Annotated in this window: 23 protein-coding genes; 16 read left to right on the top strand and 7 right to left on the bottom strand. The window is 67.7% G+C overall.

Annotated features, from left to right (window positions below; genetic code table 11):
- The first annotated feature begins 103 nt into the window (after window positions 1-103).
- Window positions 104-2374 carry a TonB-dependent receptor gene (locus AC5P6E_RS16980; RefSeq protein ID WP_019338119.1) on the top strand — a complete coding sequence of 757 codons (2271 nt, stop codon included), beginning with the start codon at window positions 104-106 and terminating at the stop codon, window positions 2372-2374.
- A gap of 110 nt (window positions 2375-2484) precedes the next feature.
- Here AC5P6E_RS16980 and AC5P6E_RS16975 read toward each other — a convergent pair whose 3' ends face one another.
- Window positions 2485-3324 (bottom strand): acid phosphatase, encoded by an 840-nt coding sequence (locus AC5P6E_RS16975; protein WP_019338120.1) that lies wholly within the window; start codon window positions 3322-3324, stop codon window positions 2485-2487.
- 262 nt (window positions 3325-3586) lie between these two features.
- Here AC5P6E_RS16975 and AC5P6E_RS16970 point away from each other — a divergent pair, with 262 nt between their 5' ends.
- Both AC5P6E_RS16970 and AC5P6E_RS16965 read left to right on the top strand, forming a co-directional pair.
- Window positions 3587-4465, top strand: coding sequence for a lipase family protein (locus AC5P6E_RS16970; RefSeq protein WP_019338121.1), 879 nt, complete (start codon window positions 3587-3589; stop codon window positions 4463-4465).
- A gap of 11 nt (window positions 4466-4476) precedes the next feature.
- Window positions 4477-5679: a DUF4785 domain-containing protein gene (locus AC5P6E_RS16965; protein WP_019338122.1), complete on the top strand. Its 1203-nt coding sequence runs from the start codon at window positions 4477-4479 to the stop codon at window positions 5677-5679.
- Between the two features lie 128 nt (window positions 5680-5807).
- Here the strand turns inward: AC5P6E_RS16965 and AC5P6E_RS16960 are convergent, their stop codons facing one another.
- Entirely contained in the window at window positions 5808-6629 is an 822-nt protein-coding gene (locus AC5P6E_RS16960; RefSeq protein ID WP_019338123.1) for an ABC transporter ATP-binding protein, read from the bottom strand.
- A gap of 151 nt (window positions 6630-6780) precedes the next feature.
- Here AC5P6E_RS16960 and AC5P6E_RS16955 point away from each other — a divergent pair, with 151 nt between their 5' ends.
- The 4 genes from AC5P6E_RS16955 to AC5P6E_RS16940 all read left to right on the top strand — a co-directional run bounded on the left by AC5P6E_RS16955 (window position 6781) and on the right by AC5P6E_RS16940 (window position 10854).
- A complete protein-coding gene (locus AC5P6E_RS16955; protein WP_019338124.1) occupies window positions 6781-7983 on the top strand; it encodes a DesA family fatty acid desaturase in 1203 nt (400 codons plus the stop codon).
- The gene (locus tag AC5P6E_RS16950; RefSeq protein WP_019338125.1) at window positions 7980-8312 is read left to right on the top strand and encodes an EF-hand domain-containing protein; all 333 of its coding nucleotides are present in this window, start codon (window positions 7980-7982) and stop codon (window positions 8310-8312) included. Before AC5P6E_RS16955 ends, AC5P6E_RS16950 begins: the two co-directional genes overlap by 4 nt.
- Before the next feature lie 19 nt (window positions 8313-8331).
- Complete coding sequence (mutM, locus tag AC5P6E_RS16945; RefSeq protein WP_010487344.1) at window positions 8332-9144, top strand: bifunctional DNA-formamidopyrimidine glycosylase/DNA-(apurinic or apyrimidinic site) lyase; 813 nt, start codon at window positions 8332-8334, stop codon at window positions 9142-9144.
- A gap of 105 nt (window positions 9145-9249) precedes the next feature.
- Window positions 9250-10854, top strand: a complete 1605-nt coding sequence (locus AC5P6E_RS16940; protein WP_019338126.1) for an OpgD/OpgG family glucan biosynthesis protein — start codon at window positions 9250-9252, stop codon at window positions 10852-10854.
- A 42-nt stretch (window positions 10855-10896) separates the two neighbouring features.
- Here AC5P6E_RS16940 and AC5P6E_RS16935 read toward each other — a convergent pair whose 3' ends face one another.
- Window positions 10897-11604: a sel1 repeat family protein gene (locus AC5P6E_RS16935; RefSeq protein ID WP_495231117.1), complete on the bottom strand. Its 708-nt coding sequence runs from the start codon at window positions 11602-11604 to the stop codon at window positions 10897-10899.
- A 95-nt stretch (window positions 11605-11699) separates the two neighbouring features.
- Entirely contained in the window at window positions 11700-12320 is a 621-nt protein-coding gene (locus AC5P6E_RS16930; protein ID WP_010487338.1) for a thymidine kinase, read from the bottom strand.
- A 101-nt stretch (window positions 12321-12421) separates the two neighbouring features.
- On the opposite strand from AC5P6E_RS16930, the gene AC5P6E_RS16925 reads away from it, so the two are divergent.
- Together AC5P6E_RS16925 and AC5P6E_RS16920 are read left to right on the top strand one after the other, a co-directional pair.
- Complete coding sequence (locus tag AC5P6E_RS16925) at window positions 12422-14398, top strand: UvrD-helicase domain-containing protein (RefSeq protein WP_019338128.1); 1977 nt, start codon at window positions 12422-12424, stop codon at window positions 14396-14398.
- A 260-nt stretch (window positions 14399-14658) separates the two neighbouring features.
- A complete protein-coding gene (locus AC5P6E_RS16920) occupies window positions 14659-15183 on the top strand; it encodes a GNAT family N-acetyltransferase (protein WP_043397785.1) in 525 nt (174 codons plus the stop codon).
- A gap of 78 nt (window positions 15184-15261) precedes the next feature.
- On the opposite strand, the gene AC5P6E_RS16915 is transcribed toward AC5P6E_RS16920, so the two are convergent.
- On the bottom strand, window positions 15262-15915 hold the full coding sequence (locus AC5P6E_RS16915; protein ID WP_010487332.1) for a YceH family protein: 654 nt from the start codon (window positions 15913-15915) through the stop codon (window positions 15262-15264).
- Window positions 15916-16016: 101 nt separating this feature from the next.
- Between AC5P6E_RS16915 and AC5P6E_RS16910 the strand changes: the two genes are divergently transcribed.
- From AC5P6E_RS16910 to plsB, 4 genes are all read left to right on the top strand, one after another.
- Window positions 16017-16940 (top strand): 5'-nucleotidase, lipoprotein e(P4) family, encoded by a 924-nt coding sequence (locus AC5P6E_RS16910; protein WP_010487329.1) that lies wholly within the window; start codon window positions 16017-16019, stop codon window positions 16938-16940.
- Complete coding sequence (gene pyrF / locus AC5P6E_RS16905) at window positions 16937-17662, top strand: orotidine-5'-phosphate decarboxylase (RefSeq protein WP_019338154.1); 726 nt, start codon at window positions 16937-16939, stop codon at window positions 17660-17662. The genes AC5P6E_RS16910 and pyrF overlap by 4 nt, the downstream gene beginning before the upstream one ends.
- A 424-nt stretch (window positions 17663-18086) precedes the next feature.
- Entirely contained in the window at window positions 18087-19040 is a 954-nt protein-coding gene (locus AC5P6E_RS16900; protein ID WP_019338155.1) for a hypothetical protein, read from the top strand.
- Window positions 19040-21676 (top strand): glycerol-3-phosphate 1-O-acyltransferase PlsB, encoded by a 2637-nt coding sequence (gene plsB, locus AC5P6E_RS16895; RefSeq protein WP_329835226.1) that lies wholly within the window; start codon window positions 19040-19042, stop codon window positions 21674-21676. Before AC5P6E_RS16900 ends, plsB begins: the two co-directional genes overlap by 1 nt.
- A 106-nt stretch (window positions 21677-21782) precedes the next feature.
- Here the strand turns inward: plsB and AC5P6E_RS16890 are convergent, their stop codons facing one another.
- Window positions 21783-21986, bottom strand: a complete 204-nt coding sequence (locus tag AC5P6E_RS16890) for a YdcH family protein (RefSeq protein WP_005421068.1) — start codon at window positions 21984-21986, stop codon at window positions 21783-21785.
- Between the two features lie 91 nt (window positions 21987-22077).
- Here AC5P6E_RS16890 and ttcA point away from each other — a divergent pair, with 91 nt between their 5' ends.
- From ttcA to AC5P6E_RS16875, 3 genes are read left to right on the top strand one after another with little or no spacing between them, the layout of a single operon-like run.
- A complete protein-coding gene (ttcA, locus tag AC5P6E_RS16885) occupies window positions 22078-23010 on the top strand; it encodes a tRNA 2-thiocytidine(32) synthetase TtcA (protein ID WP_029550675.1) in 933 nt (310 codons plus the stop codon).
- A gap of 36 nt (window positions 23011-23046) precedes the next feature.
- A complete protein-coding gene (locus AC5P6E_RS16880; RefSeq protein ID WP_005411825.1) occupies window positions 23047-23952 on the top strand; it encodes a recombination-associated protein RdgC in 906 nt (301 codons plus the stop codon).
- 59 nt (window positions 23953-24011) lie between these two features.
- The gene (locus AC5P6E_RS16875) at window positions 24012-24791 is read left to right on the top strand and encodes a M48 family metallopeptidase (protein WP_010487316.1); all 780 of its coding nucleotides are present in this window, start codon (window positions 24012-24014) and stop codon (window positions 24789-24791) included.
- Window positions 24792-25083: 292 nt separating this feature from the next.
- Here AC5P6E_RS16875 and AC5P6E_RS16870 read toward each other — a convergent pair whose 3' ends face one another.
- Window positions 25084-25950: a methylglyoxal synthase gene (locus AC5P6E_RS16870; protein WP_010487313.1), complete on the bottom strand. Its 867-nt coding sequence runs from the start codon at window positions 25948-25950 to the stop codon at window positions 25084-25086.
- Between the last annotated feature and the right edge of the window lie 104 nt (window positions 25951-26054).

Raw genomic sequence — 26054 nt, 5'->3', positions numbered from 1 at the left:
GGCGACGGGGCCATGAACGGCAGGCATTTGCGGGGCAGGTGCTGTATTGCAACAATTATCTGGTAGCGCCGTTTTACCACCCCTCCAAACACAGCCTACCGCCATGTCCCCGACCCGCACTTCCCGTGGCCGCCTTCCGGTCGCGCGCCCCCTCGTTGCCGCTCTTTCCGCCCTGTTGCCGCTGGTAGCAGCCGCCCAGGAAACTCCCGCTGCCAAGGATCCGGTTGCCCTCGATGCCCTGCAGGTGACCGCGCAGCGGCGCGTTGAGAACGCCAAGGACGTGCCGGTCGCGATCAGCGCGATCCAGGGCGAGAAGCTCGATGTGCTGGGTTCGGCGGGCGATGACATCCGCTTCCTGGCCGCGCGCGTGCCCAGCCTCAACATCGAGTCGTCCTACGGCCGTGCCTTCCCGCGCTTCTACATCCGCGGCCTGGGCAATACCGATTTCGACCTCAATGCGTCGCAGCCGGTGTCGCTGGTGTACGACGACGTGGTGCAGGAAAGCCCGCTGCTGAAGGGCTTCCCGCTGTTCGACCTGGCCAACGTGGAAGTGCTGCGCGGTCCGCAGGGCACGCTGTTCGGCCGCAATACCCCGGCCGGCGTGGTCAAGTTCGACTCGGCGCGCCCGTCGCAGGATGCCGACGGTTACGTGCGCGTGGGCTATGGCAGCTACAACAGCTGGAACGTGCAGGGTGCCTACGGTGGGCCGCTGACCGATCGCTGGTCGGCACGCGTCTCGGCCATCTACCAGCGCCGCGATGACTGGGTCGACAACACCCGCGCCGGTGCGCCCAACAGCGGTTTCGAAGGCTATGACGAAGCCGCCGGCCGCGTGCAGTTCCTGTACGAAGGCGATGACTTCGAAGCGCTGTTCAACCTGCACAAGCGCAAGCTCAACGGTACCGCCCGCCTGTTCCGCGCCAACATCATCCAGAAGGGTGGCAACGGCCTGGTCGAGAACTTCGACCGCGACAAGGTGGCCAACGACGGCGTCAACTTCTCCGATCTGGAAACCTGGGGCGGCAGCGCGCGCCTGCAGTGGAACCTCGGCTCGGTGACCCTGCACTCGATCACCGGATATGAAACCGCTGAATCGCTCAACCGCGGTGACATCGACGGTGGCTACGGCGAGGCATCGCTGGGCGCTGGCAACTATGGGCCGGGCTTCATCCCGTTCTCGTCCGAGTCGGCCGACGGCCTGCCGCACCACCGCCAGTGGACGCAGGAATTCCGCGTCGAATCCAACGAATGGGGCCGCTTCGACTGGCAGGCCGGCGTCTTCTATTTCGACGAAGACGTGACCATCAACAACTTCAACTACAACTCGCTGAAGCCGGGCAACCCGCAGACCGGCCATGTGGTGCAGAACCAGCGCAACAAGGCATGGGCGGTGTTTGCCTCGGGTGACTTCGATGTCACCGACCGCTTCAAGCTGCGTGCCGGTGTGCGCTACACCCAGGACAAGAAGGACTTCAACGCCAGCGTGCTGCAGGCCGTGCCGTTCGGTACCCCGGTCAGTGGCCCGTATGTGGCCAACACCGACGTCAACGACGTCAGCTGGGATGTCAGCGGCGTCTACAAGCTGACCGACAACGTGAATGCCTACGCCCGCGTGGCCAAGGGCTTCCGCGCGCCGTCGATCCAGGGCCGCCTGGCCTTCGCGCCCGGCCTGTCGCAGGCCGATTCGGAGAAGGTGATCTCGTATGAAGCCGGCATCAAGGCCGACCTGTTCGAGCGGCGCGCGCGCCTGGGCCTGAGCGTGTTCCGCTACAACGTTGACGGCCAGCAGCTGATCGCCGTGGGCGGCACCAACAACACCGCCACCCTGCTCAACGCCGACAAGACCATCGGCCAGGGCGTGGAACTGGACCTGGAAGCCTACCTGGCCGACAACGTCCTGCTGACCTTCGGCAGCAGCTACAACGACACCGAGATCAAGGACAAGGATCTGGCGGTGGCGGTCTGTGGTGGTGGCTGCACTGTTACCGACCCGATCACCATGATCGGCGGCAAGCCCTATGCGCTGGTGAACGGCAATCCGCTGCCGCAGGCGCCGAAGTGGATCCACAACGCGACCCTGCGCGTGGGCTTCCCGCTCAGCGATGGCAGTGAGCTGTATGCCTACACCGACTGGGCCTACCGCAGCGCGGTGAACTTCTTCATCTACGAGTCGCCGGAGTTCCGCGGCCGTAGTTCGCTGGAAGGCGGCCTGCGCCTGGGCTACAACTGGGATTACGGCCAGTACGACGTGGCTGTGTTCGGCCGCAACCTGACCAACCAGACCCGCGTGGTCGGTGCGATCGACTTCAACAACCTGACCGGCTTCCTCAACGAGCCGCGGACCTGGGGCGTGGAGTTCACCGCGAAGTTCTGATGCGGTGACTGCGGTAATGCAATGAAGAAGGGCCGGCGCAATGCCGGCCCTTCTGCTGTATGGGGTCAGAGCCCTTTCCTGCGGAAAGGGATTCGACCCCGGAGCATCACTTACAGCGCGCTCTGCGGGCGCACCTTCAGCACCGCGTTCTCGGTGGCGCAGTCGCGGCTGGAATGCAGGCCGGCCTTGCGTGCGGCAGCGATCTCCTTGCGTGCCGCCAGCAGATCCTTGTTGAACGCGGCGTTGTCGTGCAGGCGGGCCACTGCGGCGGCGCCCATGAAGCGGCCTTCGAGGATGTCGCTCTGCCAGTGCACGTTGCACACCAGGCGGCTCTCGCCGTAGTTGCGGCCGCGGGCCTGGATGGCATCGGCGCGATCCGGTGCGATCTCCGACAGGATCAGAGCCCAGGCCCAGCCGATCGAGGTGTGGCCGGAGGGGTAGGAGCCGTTCTTGCGCAGGCCGTCCTCGTCCTTCGGCGAGCAGGTCGGCTCACCATTGACCATGAACGGGCGCGGGCGCTGGTAGTGATTCTTGGCGGCCTTGGTGGCAGCGCTGGCGTCGATCCGGCTGCGCTCCAGCAGTCGGTACAGCGCCGGAGTCTTCACCGCATCGACGTCGATGTCAGCGGCGCAGGAGAAGTGGTTGGCGCCTTCGGGGAAGCCGAGTTCCGCATCGACACCGGCCTGGGCGAAGCGCGGGCTGCCACGCAGCGCGCGGGCTTCACGGCTGACCTGCTCGTCCAGGGCGAGGGCGGCCGAACCGGCCACCGGCGGTGCCGGCACCAGGTCGAGGCTGGCCGGTACCGCGCTCTTGTCCAGATAGCCCACCGCCTTGGTGGTGATGTTGGCTTCGACGGCGGTCGGCTTGGCGGCGGTGGCGGCACAACCGGCCAGGGCCGCGATGACGGCAAGGCCGAGCAGCGGGCGGGCAGGGTGGGAAATCAGCGACATGGACGGGCTCCGGAGGAAAAACAACGCGCCATGATCGCAGCCCATGAACGACACCGCAGTGGCCATCGGTCATACGGCCAGACCCGGCATGGTCATTGCGGCGATAGGGAAAGCGTCATCGATGGAGGTCAGTCTCCTGAATCCGGGCGCAGCGCACGGACTTTCACGCGGCTGCGCCGCGAGCATCGGCACAACGGCACGCACCAGGAGCCGTCCAGTTCCAGCCGGGTCGGGGGGATCCGTTGACAGAGGGAGAGAAGCGATGCGCAGCACCGCAACAGGAAGTACCGTCCTGGCCCTGCTCCTCGGGCTTGCAGCAACGCCGGCGCAGGCCGCCGACGTGGTCGGCGTGGCCTTCGTGCATGGCACCGGCGCGCAGACCAATGCCACCCAGGACTACTGGCAGCCGGCCATCATCGACACCGTGCGCCAGGGCCTGCCGAACAGCAGCAACTATGTGGTCATCAATTGCGACTTCACCCAGTACATGTGGAAGCCGGAGGCCGCCGGCTGCCTGGCCAACCAGCTGACCAGCTTCATCGACAGCCGCGGCATCACCCAGCTGGTGGTGATTACCCATTCCAACGGCGGCAACGTGGTGCGCTGGATCCTGTCCAACCCAACCTACGACAGCCGCTACCCGAAGATCATCCGCACGGTGCGCAAGGTCACCGCGCTGGCACCGTCCTCGGCGGGCACGCCGCTGGCCGATGCGGTGCTCAACGGCAACACCTTCGAAACCTCGCTGGGCTGGCTGCTGGGCTACAAGAACGACGCGGTGCGCCAGCAGCAGGTGGCGAGCATGGCCACCTACAACGCGCAGAACCTGTACGGCACCGCCGGCCGTCCCGCCCTGCCCAAGCCGTTCCGCGCGGTGGTCGGCAGTGATGTGGAATCGGCGGTGTGGGACAGCAACAGCTATTGCGGCGGCTACGCCGCCAATGTCGGCCTGGAGTTCACCCAGAACTGGCTGTCGTCCTGCTCCGACGGCTTCCTGGAGTGCAGCAGCCAGAAGGCCGCCGGCACCACCTGGTTCACCGACAAGGCGCGTACCCAGGGCGCGGAACCGCTCAGCCACAACCAGAGCCGCCGCGAGTGCTTCGGCCTCGGCACCCTGCTGCGCAACGACCTGACCCAGTGAGGGAGACGACCATGACGATTCAATCCACCCTGCTGGCCGGCGCCGTCCTGGCAGTGCTGTCCCTTTCCGCAGCGCAGGCCGCGCAGCCGCTGCAGGCCGCCCGTGCAGGCGACCAGGTGCCTGCCGCCCTGGTGGCCGCGCCGCTGCCCGCCGATGAAAGCGAACACGCGCCGCTGTCCTTTGCCTGGGCGTTGGACCCGGCACAACGGCTGCAGGCGGCCACGCCGTATGCCTCGGTCAGCCGCAGCTACTGGCAGCAGGTCGATGGCGCGCAGCTGCAACGTGGCGTCGATCTACCGCTGACGGCTGCCGACGCGGTGATCCAACTGAGCCCGGCCGAAGGCGCGCGTGCAGTGCCAGCCAACACCCTGCAGCTGCGCGACCCGGCCGGCCGCAGCAGCGTGGCGCGCAGTGTCGATGCGCGCGCGCTGCAGGATGCCGGCATGCCGGTGGGTGATGGCAGCAGCATGCTGCGCACCGGCGCGACCAGTGCGGCCGGTGCTTACACGCTGCAGAGCGCGCAGGCGCAGGGCCGCTACGTGGTGCAGGTGCTGGAGCCGAACAGCCCGCTGCGGCTGGAAGTGCAGGCCAACCAGGCGCAGGTGCTGGCCGGTGGCAACGTGCAGCTGCAGGCACGCTTGCTGGAAGACGGTGCCACCACCGCGCAGATGGCCTCGCGCCGCGGCAGCCTGGGCGGTGAAGCCCTGCTGGTCGCACCCGATGGACGCAGCTGGCCGCAGCGACTGCTGCGTACCACCGACGGCGCGCTGCGCGCGCAGGTGCGGATCCCCGCAGACGTCGGCACCGTGCAGGGGCTGTGGGAACTGCAGGTGTTCGCCCAGGCCGATGGCGTGCTGCGCGATGGCAAGGTGGCCTTCGCGGTGGCACGGCCGACCGCGCGCTTCAGTGGCCAGGCGGCACCGGACCCGGCCAGCCGCCAGGTGGCGTTGCCGCTGCAGGTGGCTGCAGCTGGCCGCTACGAGGCGCGTGGCACGCTGTATGCCACTGCCCGCGATGGCCAGCTGAAGCCGGTTGCACAGGCGCACGCGGCGGCGTGGTTCGATGGCCCGGGCGCAGGCCAGCTGGTGCTGCCGTTCGACCAGGCCGCATTGCCCGCTGGTTTTGGTGCGCCGTACGAGCTGCGCGACCTCCAGCTGCAGGACCAGAGCCGGATGGCACCGATCGAGTCGCGCGCGCTGGCGTTGAAGTTCTGAGGTTGCGTGCAGCGGGCCGGGTTCCGGCCCGCTGCACCGGTTTCTGTAGAGCCGAGCCTATGCTTGGCTGCCGTTCCCCGCGGCCAGGAGCAGCCGAGCATAGGCTCGGCTCTACAGTGGCATGTCGATTATCCCGCGTACGCGGTCAGCCGGCCTTCCTGCTCGCATACGGTGATCGCGCCGCCGAACACCGCCGACAGCGGTTCGTTGCGCAGCAGTTCGGCGCGGGTGCCATCGGCCAGCACACGGCCATCGCGCAGCAGCACCACCCGCTCGATCTCGGGAATGATCTCTTCAATGTGGTGGGTCACCAGCACCAGGGTGATGCCCTGCTGGGCCAGTACCCGCATGGTCGCCACCAGCTGTTCACGAGCGACCAGGTCCAGCCCGGTGGAGGGTTCGTCCAGCAGCAGCGCCTGCGGCCGGTTGACCAGCGCGCGCGCGATCAGCACGCGGCGGGTCTCGCCGGCCGACAGCTCGGCGTAGGCACGTTCACGCAGGGACAGTGCGCCGGTCATCGCCAGTGTCTCGCCGACGCGTGCACGCATGTCGGCGGTCACCTCGCGGAAGGCGGGCACCACGTAGCTGGCAAAGAAGCCCGACAGCACGGCCTGCTCCACGGTCAGCCCCGGCATGTCGGCGAGGTTGCTGCTGAGGTCGCCGGTGACGATGCCCAGCTGCGAGCGCAGCCGGTCCACCTGCCAGCGGTTCTGGCCCAGCACCTTCACTGCCACCGAGCCGTCGCCCTGCGCCAGCGGGTACAGCTCGCGGGTGATCAGTTTGATGAAGGTCGACTTGCCGCAGCCGTTGGGGCCGAGCAGGGCGGTGTGCTGGCCCTGTGCAATGCGCAGGCTGAGCCCGTGCAGCACCTTCACCTGGCCGCGCACCACGGTGGCGCGGTCCAGTTCGATCAAGGGGGGCAGCTCCGCGATGGGCGGGGCCGCAGTCATGGTGCTGGCGCGTGGATCAAGGCTCGACAACTCAGGTCCCCAACTGTGAACGGTGCCACGGATGGCGATGCGAAGCACCGCCGCAGGGATGCAGTTTGCAACGCAAGCGCCCATGATGTCTGCCATCCCCGCGTCGATCCGGAGCGCTGCCATGCCTGATGCCCTGATGTCCCTGTTGACCGGTGGTGTGCTCGGCCTGGGCGGGTGGGCGATGCTGGCGGTGCTGCTGGTCTTCACCCAGATCACCATCTTCTCGGTGACCCTGTACCTGCATCGCAGCCAGGCCCATCGCGGGGTCGACTTCCACCCGGCGCTGGCCCATGTATTCCGCTTCTGGCTGTGGCTGACCACCTCGATGATCACCCGCGAATGGGTGGCCATCCACCGCAAGCACCACGCCAAGGTGGAGACCGAGGACGACCCGCACAGCCCGGTCACCCGTGGCATCGGCAAGGTGTTCTGGCATGGCGTGGAGCTGTACCGCGAAGCGCGCGGCATGCGCGCGGACATCGAGCAGTACGGGCGTGGCACCCCGGATGATGCGATCGAGCGCCGCCTGTACACCCCGCACGCCACGCTGGGGCCGGTGCTGTTGTTCGCGATCAATACCGTGTTGTTTGGCCTGCCCGGCGTGGCCCTGTGGGCTGTCCAGATGGCGTGGATCCCGTTCTGGGCAGCCGGCGTGGTCAATGGCCTGGGCCACTGGTGGGGCTACCGCAACTACGAGTCCGCCGATACCTCCACGAACCTGACGCCGTGGGGGTTCTGGATCGGTGGCGAGGAGCTGCACAACAATCACCATGCCTTCCCCAGCTCGGCGCGCTTCGCGATGCGGCGCTGGGAGTTCGACATTGGCTGGAGTGCGATCCGCCTGCTGCAGGCGCTGCGCCTGGCCAAGGTGCTGCGGGTGGCGCCGGCCATGGACGTGCGCCCGAACATCGCGGTGCCCGATGCCGAAACCCTGAAGGCGCTGCTGTCGCACCGCTTCCAGGCGATGACCGATTACCAGCGCAATGTGTTCATGCCGGCCCTGCGCGAGGAAGCCGCTCACGCCGGGGCCAAGCTGCGCCGCCTGCTGCCGCGCCGTCTGCGCCGTGGCCTGGTCAATGATGGCCGCTGGTTGAAGCCGGACAGCCGCGCCCAGCTCAGCGAATGGGTGGCACAACGGCCGCGCATCCGCACCCTGGTCGAGTACCGGGGGCGCCTGGCCGCGCTGCTGGAAGCGCGCGGCCACGATGCGGCCGAGCGCCTGCATCAGCTGCAGGCCTGGTGCCGCGAGGCCGAGGAAAGTGGCATTGCCGCGCTGCAGGCCTACGCCGCGCGATTGAAGGGCTACAGCCTGGTGGGCGCGTGAGGGCAAGGTACCGACTTCTGCTGGTGGCGCTGTTGCCGGGTGCGGCGCTGGCCCAGGTCACCGATACCGCCAGCTATCTGCAGCGGATGGACAGCGATGGCGACGGCCGGGTGAGTGAATCCGAGTACGTGCAGTGGATGCTGTATGCCTTCGACCGCATGGACCGCAATGGTGATGGCGTGCTGACGGCCGAGGAGCTGCCCGGTGGCAAGGGCAGGGCGATCAGCCGCGAGCAGCAGCGGCAGGTGATCGTGAAGCGCTTCCACACGCAGGATGCCAACGGTGATGGCGTCCTGGATGCCCGTGAACTGGCGGCGCCGCCACGCTGAGCGGGCGTAGAATCGGCTCATGCCTGAACTGCCCGAAGTAGAAACCACCCGCCGCGGCCTGGCGCCGCACCTGCAGGGTCGTCGCGTGCATGGCGTGATCCTGCGCCGGGCCGATCTGCGCTGGCCGATTCCGCCGGAAGTGGCCGAGCTGCTGCCGGGCCAGCGCATCGAGGAGATCCGTCGCCGCGCCAAGTACCTGCTGCTGGACACCGCCGTCGGCAGCGCGGTGCTGCACCTGGGCATGTCCGGCAGCCTGCGCGTGCTGCCTGGCGATACCCCGCTGCGCGCCCACGACCACGTCGACATCAGCCTGGACAACGGCCGCCTGCTGCGCTTCAACGACCCGCGTCGGTTCGGCAGCCTGCTCTGGCAGCCGGCCGGCGAAGTCCACCCGCTGCTGCAGGGGCTGGGCCCGGAACCGCTGGACGACGTGTTTGACGGCGACTACCTGTTCGCCCGCAGCCGGGGCCGCAGTGCGCCGGTGAAGACCTTCCTGATGGACCAGGCGGTGGTGGTGGGCGTGGGCAACATCTACGCCGCCGAAAGCCTGTTCAAGGCCGGCATCAGCCCGCTGCGCGAGGCCGGGAAGGTCTCGCGCGAGCGCTACCAGCGGCTGGCCGACGCGGTGAAGGAGATCCTGGGCTACGCCATCACCCGTGGTGGCACCACGCTGCGCGATTTCATCAGCCCGGATGGCGCGCCGGGCTACTTCGAGCAGGAGCTGCTGGTATACGGCCGCGATGGCCTGCCGTGCCCGAACTGTGGCCGCGCGCTGAAACACGCCACCATCGGCCAGCGCGCCAGTGTCTGGTGCAGCCACTGCCAGCGCTGAGCCGGGCGGCCAGCGGCAGCTGAACGGGCAGGGGACGTCTCCGCTGCCCGTTAACGTTTGTCTGCCTATGATGGCCGACCTTCCCTCTGTGCCTGACGCGCCTGCATGCAACGACGCGACTTCATCCGCAATGCCTCCCTCGCCCTGGCTGCATTCGGCCTGCCGTCCCTGCCCGCGTGCGCGGCCAGCAGGAGCGGCCAGATGGGCCTGCGCCGCCTCGGCCAGCCGCAGCCGTTCGACTTCGCCACCCTGAAGGGCCAGGCGCGCGCGCTGGCACAGGCGCCCTACAAGAGCCACAAGCGGGTGCTGCCGGGCCGCCTGGAAGGCCTGGACTGGGACCAGTACCAGTCGATCGGTTACCGCCAGGACCATGCGCTGTGGGCCGACCAGCCGGGCAAGTTCCAGGCCAAGTTCTTCCATCTGGGCCTGTACTTCCACTCGCCGGTGCGCATGTTCGACGTGGTCGACGGCAAGGCGCAGGAGCTGGCCTATGACGGCGCGGCGTTCAACTACGGCAAGAGCGGGATCAAGGACGGCGAGCTGCCGGCCGATCTGGGCTTCGCCGGTTTCCGCCTGAACACCCGCAAGGACACCGACCGCGACTTCGCCGCCTTCCTCGGCGCCAGCTACTTCCGCGCGGTCGGCAAGGAAGGCCAGTACGGCCAGTCCGCGCGTGGCCTGGCGATCGACACCGGCATGGGCAAGCCGGAGGAATTCCCCGACTTCATCGCCTATTACCTGGAACAGCCGTCGGCCGATTCGGAAACGATCGTGGTCTATGGCCTGCTGGATTCGCCCAGCGTGGCCGGCGCCTATCGCTTCGCGATCACCAATGGCGACGTGCTGCTGATGGACATCGACAGCGCGCTGTACCCGCGCAAGGCGATCGAACGGCTGGGCATCGCACCGTGCACCAGCATGTACCAGGTGGGCGAGAACGATCGCCGCATGGCGTGGGACTGGCGCCCGGAGATTCACGATACCGACGGCCTGTCGCTGTGGACCGGTGCCGGCGAGTGGATCTGGCGACCGCTGCTGAACCCGCGCAACCTGCGCTTCAACATGTTCGTGGACCGCAATCCGCGCGGTTTCGGCCTGCTGCAGCGCGACCGCAACTTCGACCACTACCAGGATGATGGCGTGTTCTACGAGAAGCGCCCGTGCCTGTGGGTGGAGCCGAAGGGCGAGTGGGGCGAGGGCTCGGTGCAGCTGGTGGAGATTCCCACCGTGGACGAGACCTTCGACAACATCGTGGCGTTCTGGAACCCGAAGGAAAAGCCGCAGCCGGGCCAGGAGCTGCTGGTCGGCTATCGCCTGTACTGGGGCGCCGAACCGCCGGCACGGCCGCCGCTGGCGCACTGCGTGGCCAGCCGCACCGGCCTGGGCGGCGTGGTCGGCAAGAAGCGCGAGTACTTCAGCTGGCGCTTTGCGGTGGACTTCGAAGGCGGCGAACTGGCCAAGCTGATCGACAAGGGCGAGGTCGAGGCGGTGGTGGAAGCCAGCCGTGGCCGGGTCGAGATCGTGTCGGCGCGCCCGCTGCGCGAGATCAACGGCTACCGCGCGATGTTCGACCTGGTGCCGCCGGAAGGCAGCACCGAGCAGATCGACATCCGCCTGTTCCTGCGCAGTGGCGGCAAGACCCTCACCGAGACCTGGCTGTACCAGTACACCCCGCCGCCGGCGGGCGCGCCGGAGCGCACGCTGTACTGAATGGATGCGGCTCGGTGCCGGCCACACGCCGGCACCGTTGCTTCAAGGCTTGCTGTCGGTGGCGTGCGACTGGGTCGGCACACCCACTTCCACCGTGCCCCGGCGGATCTTCATCCAGGTTTCGTCCTGCCAGCGCTCGTACTGCTTCGGATCCCAGTACTTGGGGTCGTACAGACGGTCAGCCTTGATGGTGCGGGAGATTCCGCCGTCCATGTACACGATGTCGACGTTGTTGGACATTGAGCCGACGCGGCTGCCGGTCATCTCGCGGCGCCCCTTTCTGAGCACTTCGGCCATGCGTGGGCGCGCGACCTCGTCGCCATACTCGGCGCGCAGCGCGCTTGCCTGCGCACGCGCCGCATCATGCTGCTCCAGCGGCAGCGCGGCCCAGTACTCGTTGCGCAGCTCGACGAACAACGGATAGCCACGTTCGGCGGCCACCTCCATCCAGGCATAAGCCATGACCGGATTGCGCGGCTGCTCTACCCCGTACCAGTACATCTCGCCGAGGTAGCCCTGGGCAGGCTTGTCCGCGTACCGCGCGGCCAGCCGGAAGTTGTCCATCGCGCCGTTGACATCGTTGCGACGCAGCGCGTTGACGCCCCATTGCCGGTACATCATGTCCGGGTGGCTGTCCATGAAACCGGCGCCGATCACCGCCGCATCGTCTTCACCGGACGGGCGTTCGGCCGCGATGACCAGCGGAGGCAGCAGGAGCAGCAGCGGCAGCAGCAGGAGGGCGGAACGCATGTCGGACTTCCAGTTCGGCAGCAGGAGTGCCGCAGCCTAGGCGCGACAGCGCTTGCTTGTAAACCGCTGGAGGTCATGGCGCACCGGCGCGCCTGCTACAACGGCAGCGGGGCCTGCGCCGGATCGATACGCCCTTCACCGCGGGTGATCTTCTTGAACTCGGCGCGACTGACCGACACGTAGCGGTCGTTGCCGCCGATCTCCACCTGCGGGCCGTCCTGTACCGCGTGGCCATGCTCGTCCACGCGCACGGTCATCGTCGCCTTCTTGCCGCTGTGGCAGATGGTCTTGATCTCCTGCATCTCGTCGGCCCAGGCCAGCAGGTACTGGCTGCCTTCGAACAGCTCGCCGCGGAAGTCGGTGCGCAGGCCGTAGCACAGCACCGGAATGCGCAGCTGGTCGACCACCTCGCTGAGCTGCCAGACCTGGGCGCGGGTCAGGAACTGCGCCTCGTCCACCAGCACACAGCCCATCGGCCCGTTCGTCGCCAGGTCCTGCTCGACCCAGCGTTGCAGGTCGGTGTCACGATCGAAGGCCATGCCCTCGGCGCGCAGGCCGATCCGCGAGGCGACCACGCCGGCGCCGGCACGATCGTCCAGGCGCGGGGTCAGGATCGCCACCCGCATGCCGCGCTCGCGGTAGTTGTGAGCGCTCTGCAGCAGGGTGGTGGTCTTGCCGGCGTTCATCGCCGAATAGTAGAAGTAGAGCTTGGCCATCGACGGATTGTACGCCGCAGCTCCGCTCCGCCGAAGCCGTTCAGCAACCCCGCCGGCGGCCCGCTGTGGTCGTCACCCGGCCCCGCTACAATCCCCATCCCATGCACGGTCTCAATCCCCCCCAAGCCGCCGCCGTCCTGCACATCGAGGGCCCCCTGCTGGTGCTCGCCGGTGCAGGCAGTGGCAAGACGCGCGTGATCGTCGAGAAGATCGCTCACCTTATCGGCTGCGGGCGCTATCCCGCGCGCCGCATTGCGGCGATCACCTTCACCAACAAGTCGGCCAAGGAAATGCGCGAGCGCGTCGCCAAGCGCCTGCGCGAGCAGGATGCCGACGAGGTGACCATCTGCACCTTCCACGCCCTGGGCCTGAAGTTCCTGCAGATCGAGCACGCCGCCGTGGGCCTGAAGCGTGGATTCTCGATCTTCGATGCCGACGATGCCGCTGCGCAGATCAAGGACCTGATGTATGGGGCCAAGCCCGACGACATCGAGGACATGAAGAACCTGGTGTCGCGCGCCAAGAACGCCGGCCTGTCGCCCGAACAGGCGATGGCCGCCGCGCGCAGCAACCGCGAGAAAGAAGCGGCCAGTGTCTACGAGCGTTACCAGCTGCGCCTGACGGCGTTCAACGCGGTCGACTTCGATGACCTGATCCGTTTGCCGGTGCAGATCCTGGAGGAAAATCCGGAGATCGCGCTGGCCTGGCGTGAGCGCATCGGCTACCTGCTGGTGGACGAATGCCAGGACACCAACGACGCGCAGTACCGCCTGCTCAAGCAGCTGGCCGGTGAGAAGGGCAACTTCACCTGCGTGGGCGATGACGATCAGTCGATCTACGCCTGGCGTGGTGCCAACCCGGAAAACCTGCAGCAGATGGGGCGTGACTACCCCGCGCTGGAAATCATCAAGCTGGAGCAGAACTACCGCTGCTCCAACCGCGTGCTGCGCGCCGCCAACGCGCTGATCGCCAACAATCCGCATGAGCACCTGAAGAAGCTGTGGAGCGACCAGGCCGACGGCGAACGCATCCGCGTGTGGGAATGCCGCAACAGCGAACACGAAGCGGAAAAGGTCGCCGCCGAAATCGCCTTCGTGGCGCAGTCGCGCAACGTGCCGTGGAGTGATTTCTGCATCCTGTTCCGTGGCAACTTCCAGTCGCGCCCGCTGGAAAAGGCGATGCAGCTGCTGCGCATTCCCTACCACCTGACCGGCGGCACCATGTTCCTGGAACGCCAGGAAGTGAAGGACACGCTGGCCTGGCTGCGGCTGCTGGTGAACCCGGACGATGACACCGCGTTCATGCGCGCGGTGCAGTCGCCCAAGCGCGATGTGGGCGCCGGTACGCTGGCCAGGCTGGCCGAGCTGGCGCAGGAAAAGGACATGCCGATGGCGCATGTGGCCGAGACCATCGGCGCCCTGCAGCAGTTGCCGCCGCGCGCGGCCAACAGCCTGGCGCGCTTCACCGACATCCTGCGCGACCTGCGGGCGCAGATGCGCCAGGTGACGTCCGGCGACATGATCCGCAAGGTGGCCAAGGAATCGGGGTTGCTGAGCGAGCTGCGCCAGCAGGCCAAGGAAGAGGCCAGCTACCAGCGCCGGGCGAACAACATCGAGGAACTGGCGCAGTGGTTCGAGGGCGGCCCGCGCGGTGCCACCGCCGCCGACCTGGCCGGCCAGCTGGCGCTGCTCTCGCGCAGCGACAAGGACGAGGGCGGCAACCAGGTACGCATGATGACCCTGCATGCGTCCAAGGGCCTGGAATTCCCCTATGTCTTCATCGTCGGCTGCGAGGACGGCGTGTTGCCGCACCAGGTCAGCCTGGACGAGGGCAACCTGCAGGAAGAACGTCGCCTGCTGTACGTGGGCATCACCCGCGCCAAGATCCAGCTGTGGATGAGCTACAGCAAGCTGACGCGCAAGTTCGGCGAGCATGTGCGGCTGAAGCCGAGCCGGTTCTTCGAGGAGATTCCGGCCGAGGAGATCCAGCGCGATGGCGCGGACCCGGTGGCCGATGCGGCGCGCAAGAAGGAACGGGCGAGCGCGGGGTTGGCGGCGATTGAGGCGCTGTTCGATTGATCGGCGAACGGCACAGCCCCTCGTGGCAGGCGCTGTTCGCAGTGCATTTGTGGTGGGCCTGGCGGGTGGCCTGGTCGGGACACGCCGTAAACCCGTCCATGGGGGCTCGGCCGCGGCATCCATGCCGCGGACGGTCCCGCCCAGCCCACCCGCCAGGCCACTGACAGTTTCCGTGCGTGCCAGCCACGGAAAAGAAAAAAAAATCAAAAGCAACAGCCGGGGGTTGAGGCAGAATCGGGGTTTCGGCTGGAGGTCTGCCTGTGCAACCGATCGAGAGTGAGCGCCTGCGGCTGCGGGCCATTGAACCGGACCGTGATGCGGCACCGATGCTGGCCCTGCTCAACGATCCGGGCTTCGTGCGTTTCATCGGTGACCGCAACGTGCGCGACGAAGAACAGGCGCGGGAATACATCGCGCTGCGGGTGCTGCACAGCTATGCGTTGAATGGCTTCGGCATGTATGCCATCGAGCGGTTGTCCGATGGTGCCTGGCTGGGCAACGCCGGACTGGTGCGGCGGGATGGCCTGCCGGGGCCGGACATCGGCTATGCGGTGCTGTCGGAATTCGCCGGGCAGGGCTATGCCGGTGAGGCGGCACGCGCGGTGTTCGCGCATGCGCGTGGAGCGCTGGGCCTGCACGATCTGTATGGCATCACCGATCTGGACAACGTGGTGTCCGGGAAGATCCTGCAGGGCCTGGGTATGCAGACGCGCGGGGTGATCCAGTTGCCGGGCGTGGACAGCCCGAGCCGGTTGTATGCAACGCCCGGTGCGGCGCAGGTCTGACCCTTGATGTTGGTAGGTGCCGGCCGCTGGCCGGCACTATTCAGATGCGGTGCCGACCAACGGTCGGCACCCACCCCCTCAACCGCGCAGTTCGGCCAACTGTGCCTGCAGTTCGGCCACCGCCGCTTCCAGCTGGGCCACGCGCTCGGCCAGGCCCGGGTCGGCCGCATCGCTGCTGCCACCGCCGCTGCTGGCGTACTTCGCCGCCAGCGCCGCGCCGTCCACTTCGCCGCACAGCAGGTGCATGTAGCGGTCTTCGCGCTGGCCGCTGGCGCGCGGCAGCACCACCAGCAGCGCGCGCTGCTGCAGGCGATCGATGGCGTGGCGGGCCTCGTCGGTGTCGGCGAAGCGGTGCAGGCGTTCGCTGCGCGTGACCAGCTCGCCCAGCGTCTGCGGCCCACGCAGCAGCAGCAGCGCGAGCAGCACGGTCTGCTGCCGGGTCAGGTCCAGCGCGGCCTGCAGGCGGTGCTCGTAGCGGTCCGCGCGCGAGGAGAAGTGCTGGCGGGCCAGGCCCAGCGCCTCCAGCTGGCGCAGCGCATGTTGCACGCTGCCGGCATCGACGTTCATCACCGGCTCGCGGGCGGTCTTCTGGTTGGCGGCCGATTGGGCGGCATTGACGGTCAGCGGATAGGTGTCCGGGGTGGTCGCCTCCTTCTCCACCAGGCAGCCCAGCAGGCGGGCCTGCACGGCGTCGAGCAGGGGGACGTCGGGGGTCTGGGTGGAATCGGTCATGGCGGCCTCCGGAAGGGCAACGGGTCAACCGCCAAGCATAGCCGTCCCGGGACCGCCTTTGCCGGTAAAATGCGCCGGTATATCTGATTGCCGGTGAATCCATGCGTCGTCCCGTTTCCCTGTCCCTGACCCTGCTCGCCACTGCGGCGCTGGGCCTGTCTGCCTGCAAGCGCGTGGATGCGCCTGCCGCTGAAGCCGCTGCACCGGAGGCCCCGGCCGCCGCTGCCAAGGCGGACGGCGCGCTCGATCCCACTGCCAATGACAACCTCAATGCAGTGCTGTGGATGCAGCGTGCGCAGGAGTACAAGGCGATCACCGAGCAGACCTACCGCGCCGCCGCCGACCACCTGGACGCCGCGCTGAAGGAAGCCCACTGGGATGCGCTGGTGCCGGAAGAACGCGGCAACGAGGCCAAGGGCCTGAAGCCGGCCGTGGTGCTGGACGTGGACGAGACCGTGCTGGACAACTCGCCCTACCAGGCGCGCCTGGTGCGCGACGGCAAGGAATACGATGAGTTGAGCTGGGACCAGTGGGTGGCCGAAAAGAAGGCCAAGGCCATCCCGGGCGTGGTCGATTTCGCCAAGGCCGCCAACGCCAAGGGCGTGACCCTGCTGTACATCTCCAACCGCGCCGTGCACCTGAAGGACGCGACCCTGGCCAACCTGCGCGAGCAGGGCCTGCCGGTGGCCGACGACAGCGTGTTCCTGGGCCTGGGCACCGTGGTCGAAGGCTGCGAGCAGGCCGGCAGCGAGAAGAACTGCCGCCGCCGCCTGGCCGGGCAGAAGTACCGCGTGCTGATGCAGTTCGGCGACCAGCTGGGCGATTTCGTCGAAGTGACCGCCAACACCAACGATGGCCGTGACGCGCTGCTGCAGCAGTACCACGACTGGTTCGGCGAGCGCTGGTGGATGCTGCCGAACCCGACCTACGGCGGCTTCGAGCCGGCGCAGTTCAACAACGACTACAGCCAGTCGCGCCAGGCCCGCCACGACGCCAAGCGCGCAGCCCTGGACTACGCACCATGAACCGCGCGCCGCTGCCGCTGCGCGACGACGAGCGCCTGATCTTCGCGCTGGACGTGCCTGACCGCGTGCAGGCGCTTGAGTGGGTCGACCGCCTCGGCGACAGCGTGGCGTTCTACAAGATCGGCATGGAACTGCTCGCCTCCGGCGAGTACTTCCAGGTGCTCGATGAGCTGGCCCGCCGCGACAAGCGCGTGTTCGTTGACCTGAAGTTCTTCGACATCCCGGCCACCGCCGCGGCGGTGATCAAGCGCCTGTCGCAGTGGCCGGTCAGCTACGCCACCATCCATGGTTGGCACCCGGCCATGATGGAGGCCTGCGCCGCCGCCAACAGCAGCGACATGCGCCTGCTGGCAGTGACCGTGCTGACCTCGATGGGCCGTCCGGACCTGGCCCAGATGGGCATCGACCGTGAACCGGTGGACGTGGTGGTCGAGCGCGCGCTGGCCGCGCAGGCGGCCGGCATCGATGGCGTGATCGCCTCGGGCCAGGAAGCCGGCCCCATCCGTGCCGCTACCGGCGCCGGGTTCTCGATCGTCTGCCCGGGCATCCGTCCCGGTGGCCCGGTCGGCGATGACCAGAAGCGTACCGTTGGCGTGGCCCAGGCCTTTGCCGATGGCGCCGATGCCATTGTGGTCGGTCGCCCGATCCGCCTGGCCGCCGATCCGCAGGCCGCGGCCCGGGCCATCCAGCAGGAAATCACGTCGGCGCTGGCTGCGCGCTGAGATTCCGCTGCGCAGGCTGCAGGCCCGAACGCCATCCCGACCCGCGCGGGATGGCGTTTTTGCATCCGTCCACCAACCGGTTGTGCCCGAATCGCCGCAAAACCTGCCGTAGATTTCATGGCCTCCATGCCAAGCATCAGGTTGATCAATAAAATCAATAATTTATGCATAACTACGTGAAGTGTTGCCTTAACTTGAGCGGCAGCGTAGGATCGCCGCCATCCGGTCCTCGGACCGGACATGTGCCACAACACTGTCCACCGGCCCCGCGCCGGCTTGAAGAGCCTGTGATCCCCGTGATCCCGGCTCTTTTTTTATTCTGATCAGTGACTTGCACAGGCAACAGCGGAAACCGTGACGTCCCGGCTTGCCGCTGTCACGTCGCAGGCCGCAAGATGCGGACCGGTCCGGGGAGTCCGAGTGCATGAGCGTGGCAGTGCGAGGAAGGTCTGCGCGTGGATGGGGGCTGGCAGCCATGCTGCTGCTGGCGGTGGCCGCGTGTCGTGAATCGGCCAACGATCCGGCCAGGCCGGCGGCCGAACCGGTTGCGGCGGTGCAGGCGATGGCCCTGCGCCTGGCCGAAGACGATCTGGTCGGCTATGCAAAGCTGTCGGTACCGCCGAGCCAGTACCAGCGCCTGCAGCAGGCTTGGGCCGAGGGCCGCAGCCAGTGGCCGCTGACCGAGCTGCCGCTCGGTGACCAGCTGCTGCCGATGCTGGCCGCGCTGCGCGCGCCCAATGCCAGCGCCGAACTGCAACGCAGCTTCGACCGCCAGCTGGCAGGCCAGGCCGGTGCCGTGCGCCAGGCCGCGCAGTCGATGGGCAACTTCGGTGTGCAGTACCTGCGCCATCAGAAGGGCTACACACCGGGCCAGCAGGCGCATTACATCGCCCTCGTCGAAACCCTCGCCAGCTGGGCGCAGGGGGCACCGATCAGTGACCGCGCCCGCGCGCGCAGCACCATCGCCGCGCTGGTCGGCGCAGCCAGCAAGGTCGGCTTCGAGGATGAGGCCGGCATGCAGGCCGCGGGCATGGAAGGCAGCCTGCAGCAGCTCGCGCCGTTCATCCACACCCTCAAGGCGGTGCTGGGCAGCTACGGGCTGGGCGTGGACGATGCGCTGCGCAGCGTGCGCGGTGAGCTGCTCTCGGTGGAGGGTGACAATGCGCTGGTACGCCTGCACTACGACCTGGCTGGCCGCGAAATGACCCTGCAGCTGCCGCTGAGCCGTCGCGAGGGCCACTGGTACCTGACCCGCACCCTGGCCGACACCGACGCGTTGCTGCGCAAGGCCGATGCGGCCCGCGCTGCGGCGGCCCCCGCCCCGGTTGAAGCCCCCGCCGAGGGTGGGGAAGCGGCAACGCCGCCGCCTAAGCCATAATGGCGCCGATGTCGAAACAGAACCCGCTGCCGTTCCCCGGCGAAGAATCCCAGTCGACGCCCGCCGATACGGTGCCGGCGTCCCCCTCGACCGGTACCGGCCCGAACCCGGTACCGCCGCCCGCGCATGCGCGTCCGGCCGGCCGCCGCCCGCTGTGGGCACGGTTGCTGGGCCGCCTGGTCGAGCCGTGGCTGTCGCTGAAGATCGAGCCGGAAGACCCGGGCCAGTACAACGATGGCCGCCCGGTCATGTACGTGCTGGAAGACTACGGCCTGTCCAACGCGCTGATCCTGGACAAGGCCTGCCGCCAGGCTGGGCTGCCGTCGCCGCTGGTGCCGCTGGCCGGTGATCCGACCGGCCGCAAGCGCGCCTACCTGGCGCTGTCGCGGCGCAGCTCCAGCAACTCGCTGATCCCCGAGCAGCGCGGCGCCAAGACCCATTCCGATTCGCTGGCCAAGGTGCTGCAGGCCCATCGCGTGCGCGATGACCTGGACGTGCATCTGGTGCCGGTGTCGATCTTCGTCGGCCGCGCGCCGGACAAGCAGAGCGGCTGGTTCGCGGTGCTGTTCTCGGAAAACTGGGCGCTGGTGGGCCGCTTCCGCCGCCTGCTGGCGGTGCTGCTCAACGGCCGCAGTACCATCGTCCGCTTCGCCCCGCCGATCTCGCTGCGCAGCACCGTGGACGAAGGCCTGGAGCCGGAGCGCACGGTACGCAAGCTGCAGCGCGTGCTGCGTACGCACTTCCGCCGCATCCGTGAATCGGTGATCGGCCCTGACCTGTCGACCCGCCGCCTGCTGGTGGACCAGGTGCTGGCCGCCGAACCGGTGCGCGAAGCGATCGCCGCGCAGGCCAAGCGCGACAACTCGAAGCCGGCCGACGCCTGGAAGAAGGCGCATGCTTACGCCTGGGAAATCGCCGCGGACTACTCCAGCCCGGTGGTGCGCTCGGCCAGCTTCATGCTCAGCCACGTGTGGAACCGCATCTATGCGGGCGTGCTGGTGCACCACCTGGACAAGTTCAAGGCCGCCGCGCCGGGCCACGAAGTGGTCTACGTGCCCAGCCACCGCAGCCACATGGACTACCTGCTGCTGTCCTACCTGCTGTACGACCGTGGCATCGTGCCGCCGCACATCGTGGCCGGCATCAACCTGAACCTGCCGGTGGTCGGCACCCTGCTGCGCAAGGGCGGTGCGTTCTTCATCCGCCGCTCGATCCGCGGCAACGCGCTGTACTCGGCCGTGCTCAGTGAGTACGTCGCGCAGCTGGTGGCCGGCGGCTACTCGCTGGAGTACTTCGTCGAAGGCGGCCGCTCGCGTACCGGCCGCCTGCTGCAGCCCAAGGGCGGCATGATCTCGATGACGCTGCGTGCGTTCCTGCGCCAGCCGCGCAAGCCGGTGCTGTTCCAGCCCATCTACATCGGCTACGAGAAGCTGATGGAGGGCGGCAGCTACCTGGACGAACTGTCCGGCCGGCCGAAGGAAAAGGAATCGATCTGGTCGCTGCTGTGGGGTATCCCCAAGGTGCTCAAGCAGAACTACGGCCAGGTGGTGGTGAACTTCGGCGAACCGATCGCACTGAACGACGTGCTGGCCGAGAAGGCGCCGGAGTGGAAGGGCGAGGCGGTTTCCGAAGACGAGAAGCCGGCCTGGCTGTCGACCACGGTGGATACGCTGGCCGAGCGCATCCAGGTGCGCATCAACGGCGCCGCCGACGTCAACCCGATCAACCTGTTGGCGCTGGCCCTGCTGTCCACGCCGAAGCACGCGATGGGCGAGGCCGACCTGATCGCGCAGATCGAACTGTGCAAGACGCTGCTGGTCGAGATGCCGTATTCGGACCGGGTGACGGTGACCCCGCACTCGCCGGAGCGGATCATCGCCCACGCCGAGGAAATCAACGTCCTCACCCGTATCAAGCATCCGCTGGGCGACGTGCTCAGCGTCAGCGGCGATACCGCGGTGCTGCTGAGCTACTTCCGCAACAACGTGCTGCACCTGTTCACCGCCTCGTCGTGGGTGGCCTGCTGCTTCCAGAACAACCGCCGCATGAGCCGCACCGGCCTGGTCCAGCTGGGCCGCACGGTGTACCCGTTCCTGCAGGCCGAACTGTTCCTGCCGTGGAGCGAGGACGAGTTCGCCCAGCGCATCGACCAGACCATCGACGTGTTCGTGCGCGAGGGCCTGCTGCAGAACGTCAACGATGACGACGGTGGAATCCTGGCGCGCAACACCGGGCAGACCGACGAGGTGTTCCGCCTGCGTGCGATTGGCCATTCACTGCAGCAGGCATTCGAGCGCTACTACATCGCCATTTCGGTGCTGGTGAAGAACGGCCCGGGCGTGCTGGGTGCGGCCGAGCTGGAAAGCCTGTGCCAGCAGGCGGCGCAGCGTCTGAGCCTGCTCTATGCACCGGCCGCGCCGGAGTTCTTCGACCGCACCCTGTTCCGTGGCTTCATCCAGAAGCTGCGCGAGCTGCGCCTGGTGTGGCCGGACGAGAACAGCAAGCTGCTGTTCGACGAGCGCCTGGATGCCTGGGCCAAGGACGCCAAGTTCATCCTCGGCCGCGAGCTGCGCCACACCATCGAACGGGTCAGCCCGGAAGCGGCACGCCCGGACGAGCCGGCGCCGCAGGATTGAAGGTAGCGCCGGGCATGGCCATGCCCGGCGAACGGCATGCCAACCAAGGTTGGCATCTACCAGGGGCGAAGCAGTAGATCCACGCCATGCGTGGATGGGCCACCGCTCAGGCCGGCTCGTCGGGAATCTGCAGGCTTTCCAGTCTGGCGATGCAGTCCTTCAACTGCAGCTTGCGCCGCTTCAGGCGCTTGGCTTCCAGTTCGTCCTCGCCATTGGCGGCCATGCGGGTGATCTGTTCATCCAGCAGGCGGTGCTCGGCGCGCAGGGCGGCGAGGTGCTCGACGATCTCGGCGGGGCTGTAAGTGTCCACAGCCTCCGAGCATACACAGCGATGATGACTGCCGGGAGAGGGGAATCCCGACCCCCGGCCGTGGCCGCTCCGAGCCGTTAGAATGGAACCCATGAGTGCCGTGATTTCCCTTCCCGATCCCCTGCCGCGTTCCCAGCCGCGCGCCGCCCGCGATCCGCGCGTGGCCGAGCGCGAGCAGCACAAGCTGGCCAAGCGCCTGCGCCGCCAGGTCGGTGAGGCGATTGCCGACTTCGGCATGATCGAAGCCGGTGACAAGGTCATGGTCTGCCTGTCCGGCGGCAAGGACAGCTACACCCTGCTGGACGTGCTGCTGCAGCTGCAGAAGAAGGCGCCGGTGCCGTTCGAGCTGGTGGCGGTGAACCTGGACCAGAAGCAGCCGGACTTCCCCGAGCACGTGCTGCCGGAGTACCTGGCAGGGCTGGGCGTGCCGTACCACATCATCGAGCAGGACACCTATTCGGTGGTCAGCCGGGTCATTCCGGAAGGCAAGACGATGTGCTCGCTGTGCTCGCGGCTGCGTCGTGGTGCGCTGTACAACTACGCCGAAAGCCATGGCTTCACCAAGATCGCGCTGGGCCACCACCGCGACGATATGGTGGCCACGTTCTTCATGAACCTGTTCCACCACGCCAAGCTGTCGGGCATGCCGCCGAAGCTGCGCAGCGACGACGGCAAGCATGTGGTGATCCGGCCGCTGGCCTACGTGCGCGAGAGTGACATCGTCGAGTACGCGCAGGCGCGCCAGTTCCCGATCATTCCCTGCAACCTGTGTGGCAGCCAGGAGAACCTGCAGCGCCGCCAGGTCGGCCTGATGCTGAAGCAGTGGGAGAAGGACCACCCGGGCCGCATCGAGCAGATCGCGCGCGCCATGAGTGAAGTCCGGCCCTCGCAGCTGGCTGACACCACCCTGTTCGATTTCATGGCGCTGGGCCGTCGCGACGACGCGCCGCTGCCCGACGCCCATGCCTGGCTGGCCGGTTCCCCGGCCGACGCCGACGCAGATCCCGAGACGCCCGCCGTTTAAGGTCGGCCGCCCTTCCTCTTTGCCATCCGGAATTCCATGTTCTTTCGCAACCTGACGTTCTTCCGTTTCCCGACCACCACCGATTTTTCCGAAGTCGACACCCTGCTGCCGCACGCCCTGCTGAAGCCGGTCGGCGCGCTGGAAATGAACTCGCGCGGTTTCATCTCGCCGTTCGGCCGCGAGGAGAAGGAGCTGCTCTCCCACCGCATCGCCGAGCACCTGTGGCTGACCGTGGGCGGGGAGGACAAGATCCTGCCGGCGGCGGTGGTCAACGACCTGCTCGAGCGCAAGCTGGAGGAGATCGAGGAGAAGGAAGGCCGCCGCCCGGGTGGCCGCGAGCGCAAGCGCATGAAGGACGACCTGCTGCATGAACTGCTGCCGCGCGCCTTCGTGAAGTCCTCGCGCAACGACGCCTTCATCGACCTGCAGCACGGCTACGTCGCGGTGGACACCTCCAGCCGCAAGACCGGCGAGTACTTCATGTCCGACATCCGCGGCCTGCTCGGCAGCTTCCCGGCGATGCCGCTGAACGCCGAAGTCGCGCCGCGCTCGATCCTGACCGGCTGGATCGCCGGCGAGCCGCTGCCGACCGGGCTGAGCCTGGGCGAAGAGTGCGAGATGAAGGACCCGGTGGAAGGTGGCGCGGTGGTCAAGTGCCAGCACCAGGAGCTGCGCTGCGACGAGATCGACAAGCACCTGGACGCCGGCAAGCAGGTGACCAAGCTGGCGCTGATCTTCGAGGACAACCTGTCCTTCGTGATCGGCGACGACCTGATCGTGCGCAAGCTGAAGTTCCTCGACGGTGCCCTGGACCAGCTGGAGCATGCCGACGAAGATGGCCGCCGCGCCGAGTTCGACGCCCGCTTCGCCCTGCAGAGCGCCGAGATCCGCCGCCTGTTCCTGTTGCTGGAAGAAGCCTTCAAGCTCAGCAAGGCTGACTGAACAGGCAGCCCGACGGCCGCCGGTCATCCGGCGGCCCGAAGCAGCGCTATGCTGGGTGCATGAGCCGTCTGTTGCGCCGCCTGATCAGCCCGACCCCGCCCGCCACCGTACAGCGCGACACCGTTCGCCTGCGCCTGGAGGATGCCGAGATCGAGGTACTGCGCGTGCGTGATCCGCGTGCACGGCGCATCAAGCTGAGCGTGGACGAGCGCGGCGCGCGCCTGACCCTGCCGCCGCGGGCAAGCCTGGCGATGGGCGAACGCTTCCTGGAACAGCACCGCGACTGGCTTGCACTGCAGCTGCGCCAGTACCAGGGCCAAGGCCTGCCGGCGCCGCTGCAGCCCGGCGAAGACGGCGTGCTGCCCCTGCGCGGCGAACTGCTGCCACTGCGCTGGCAGGAAGGCCGCTATGCGCGCCTGGAGATCGACGCGCACGGCGCCTGCGTGCAGTGGCCCACCCGTGGTGGTGACGCCACCCTGCGCCGTCTGCTGCGCGAGTTCTACGAAGCCCAGACCCGCGCCGACGTCGGGCGCTGGCTGCCGAAGTACCTGCCCACCCTGCCGCGCGCACCCAGCCGCCTGCGGCTGAAGGTGATGTCCTCGCAATGGGGCTCACTGGCCCCCGACGGCAGCATGGCACTGGACCTGGCCTTGGTGCTGGGCCGCTCGGAAGCGTTCGAATACGTGCTGGTGCATGAACTCTGCCACCTGATCCAGCCCAACCACTCGCCCGCGTTCTGGCACGAAGTGGAACAACGCTTCCCCGCCTGGCGCGAGCAGCGCGACTACTTCCAGCTGGAAGGGCGACGCCTGAAGGCCATGCTTCGCCAGCTTCTGTAACTGTAGAGCCGAGCCCACGCTCGGCTGCCGTTGAATGCAGCCGAGCGTGGGCTCGGCTCTACAGAAGCGCGCGACCCGCTCCTGCTCTTCCTTCTTTCTTCCGTGGTGGGCACACCGGAAACTGTCGAAGGACGGGATGGGTGGGATTGCGGGGGTGTCCGCGGCATGGATGCCGCGGCCAAGCCCCCAGGGACGGGTTTACGGCGTCCCCCGCAATTCCACCCATCCCGGCCAACCTCATGATCGTGCAGACCCCACCGACCACGAAGGGCTCAGCCGTTGGCCGAAACCCTCACCCCGCCCGCAGCGCCGCCGCCGCCGCCCACCGCGCCGCCACCCGCGGCGCCGTAATGCACACCGCCTGATCGGTCACCGTCGTCACCGCGCGCTCCAGCAGCTGGATATCCGCCTCATGTTGGCGCGCCACGTGCGGATCCTCGAAGAAAATCGCACGCTGGCAGCGCCCCTCCAGCACCCGGTCGGCAATCTGCGCATCACCGCCCATCGGGCCGCTCTGGTAGCGCGTCACCCACGGCGTATCACGTGGCCAGCCCCGGCTCCAGGCCAGTTCGTTCAAACGCTGGCCGGTGGTGCCCGTCGCCACCCGCTCACCGAACCGGGCCAGCACATCGAAGTGCTCATCGGCGAAGGCCAGCATCGCCGGCTTCATCGCATCGTGCGCGATCAGCGCCAGCGTCTGGCCTTCGAACGCATGCAGGTCGTCGGCGCCGCCGTCTGCCGCCAGCCCGGCGTGGACGCGCTCCACTTCGACCCAGTCGCGTGCGGTGGCCACGGTCGAAATGAACGGCTTGCCGTGAATCACGCACTGGCGCTTCAGCGCCGTGGCTTCCGGAAATACCGAGGACGGATCGACCGGGTCGATCAGGTAGATCGCGCCATCCAGTGTCCGATCCGGACCCATGCCAACGACTTCGGCGACCAGCTTCATCAGGCCACCCTCGCGACCGTAGGGATAACGGTGCAGGCCCGCGTACCCGGCCAGGAAGCCCTGTCGTTCGATCGCGTCATGGGTGCGACCGACCGCATGCAGCGACACGCCCAGTTCGCGCAGGCCGGCCTCGCTGCTGCGCAGCCAACGGAACAGCGCGGCGCGCGCGTCGTGGTGATGAAGACGGTTGGCAGCCAGGCCGATGCGCATCGAACGCTCCGCAGTTACGGGGGAAGGCGGCAGTGTATGTCGGCATTCCCCTATCTGGATGCTTTTACAACTTTCTTCATTGCCGTCGGTCCGCACGTCGATAG

The sequence above is a fragment of the Stenotrophomonas sp. YJH_SMC_16 genome, from assembly GCF_059367875.1.
The sequence above is the reverse complement of the archived record's forward strand: the minus strand, read 5'-3'. Positions and strand labels throughout refer to the sequence as shown.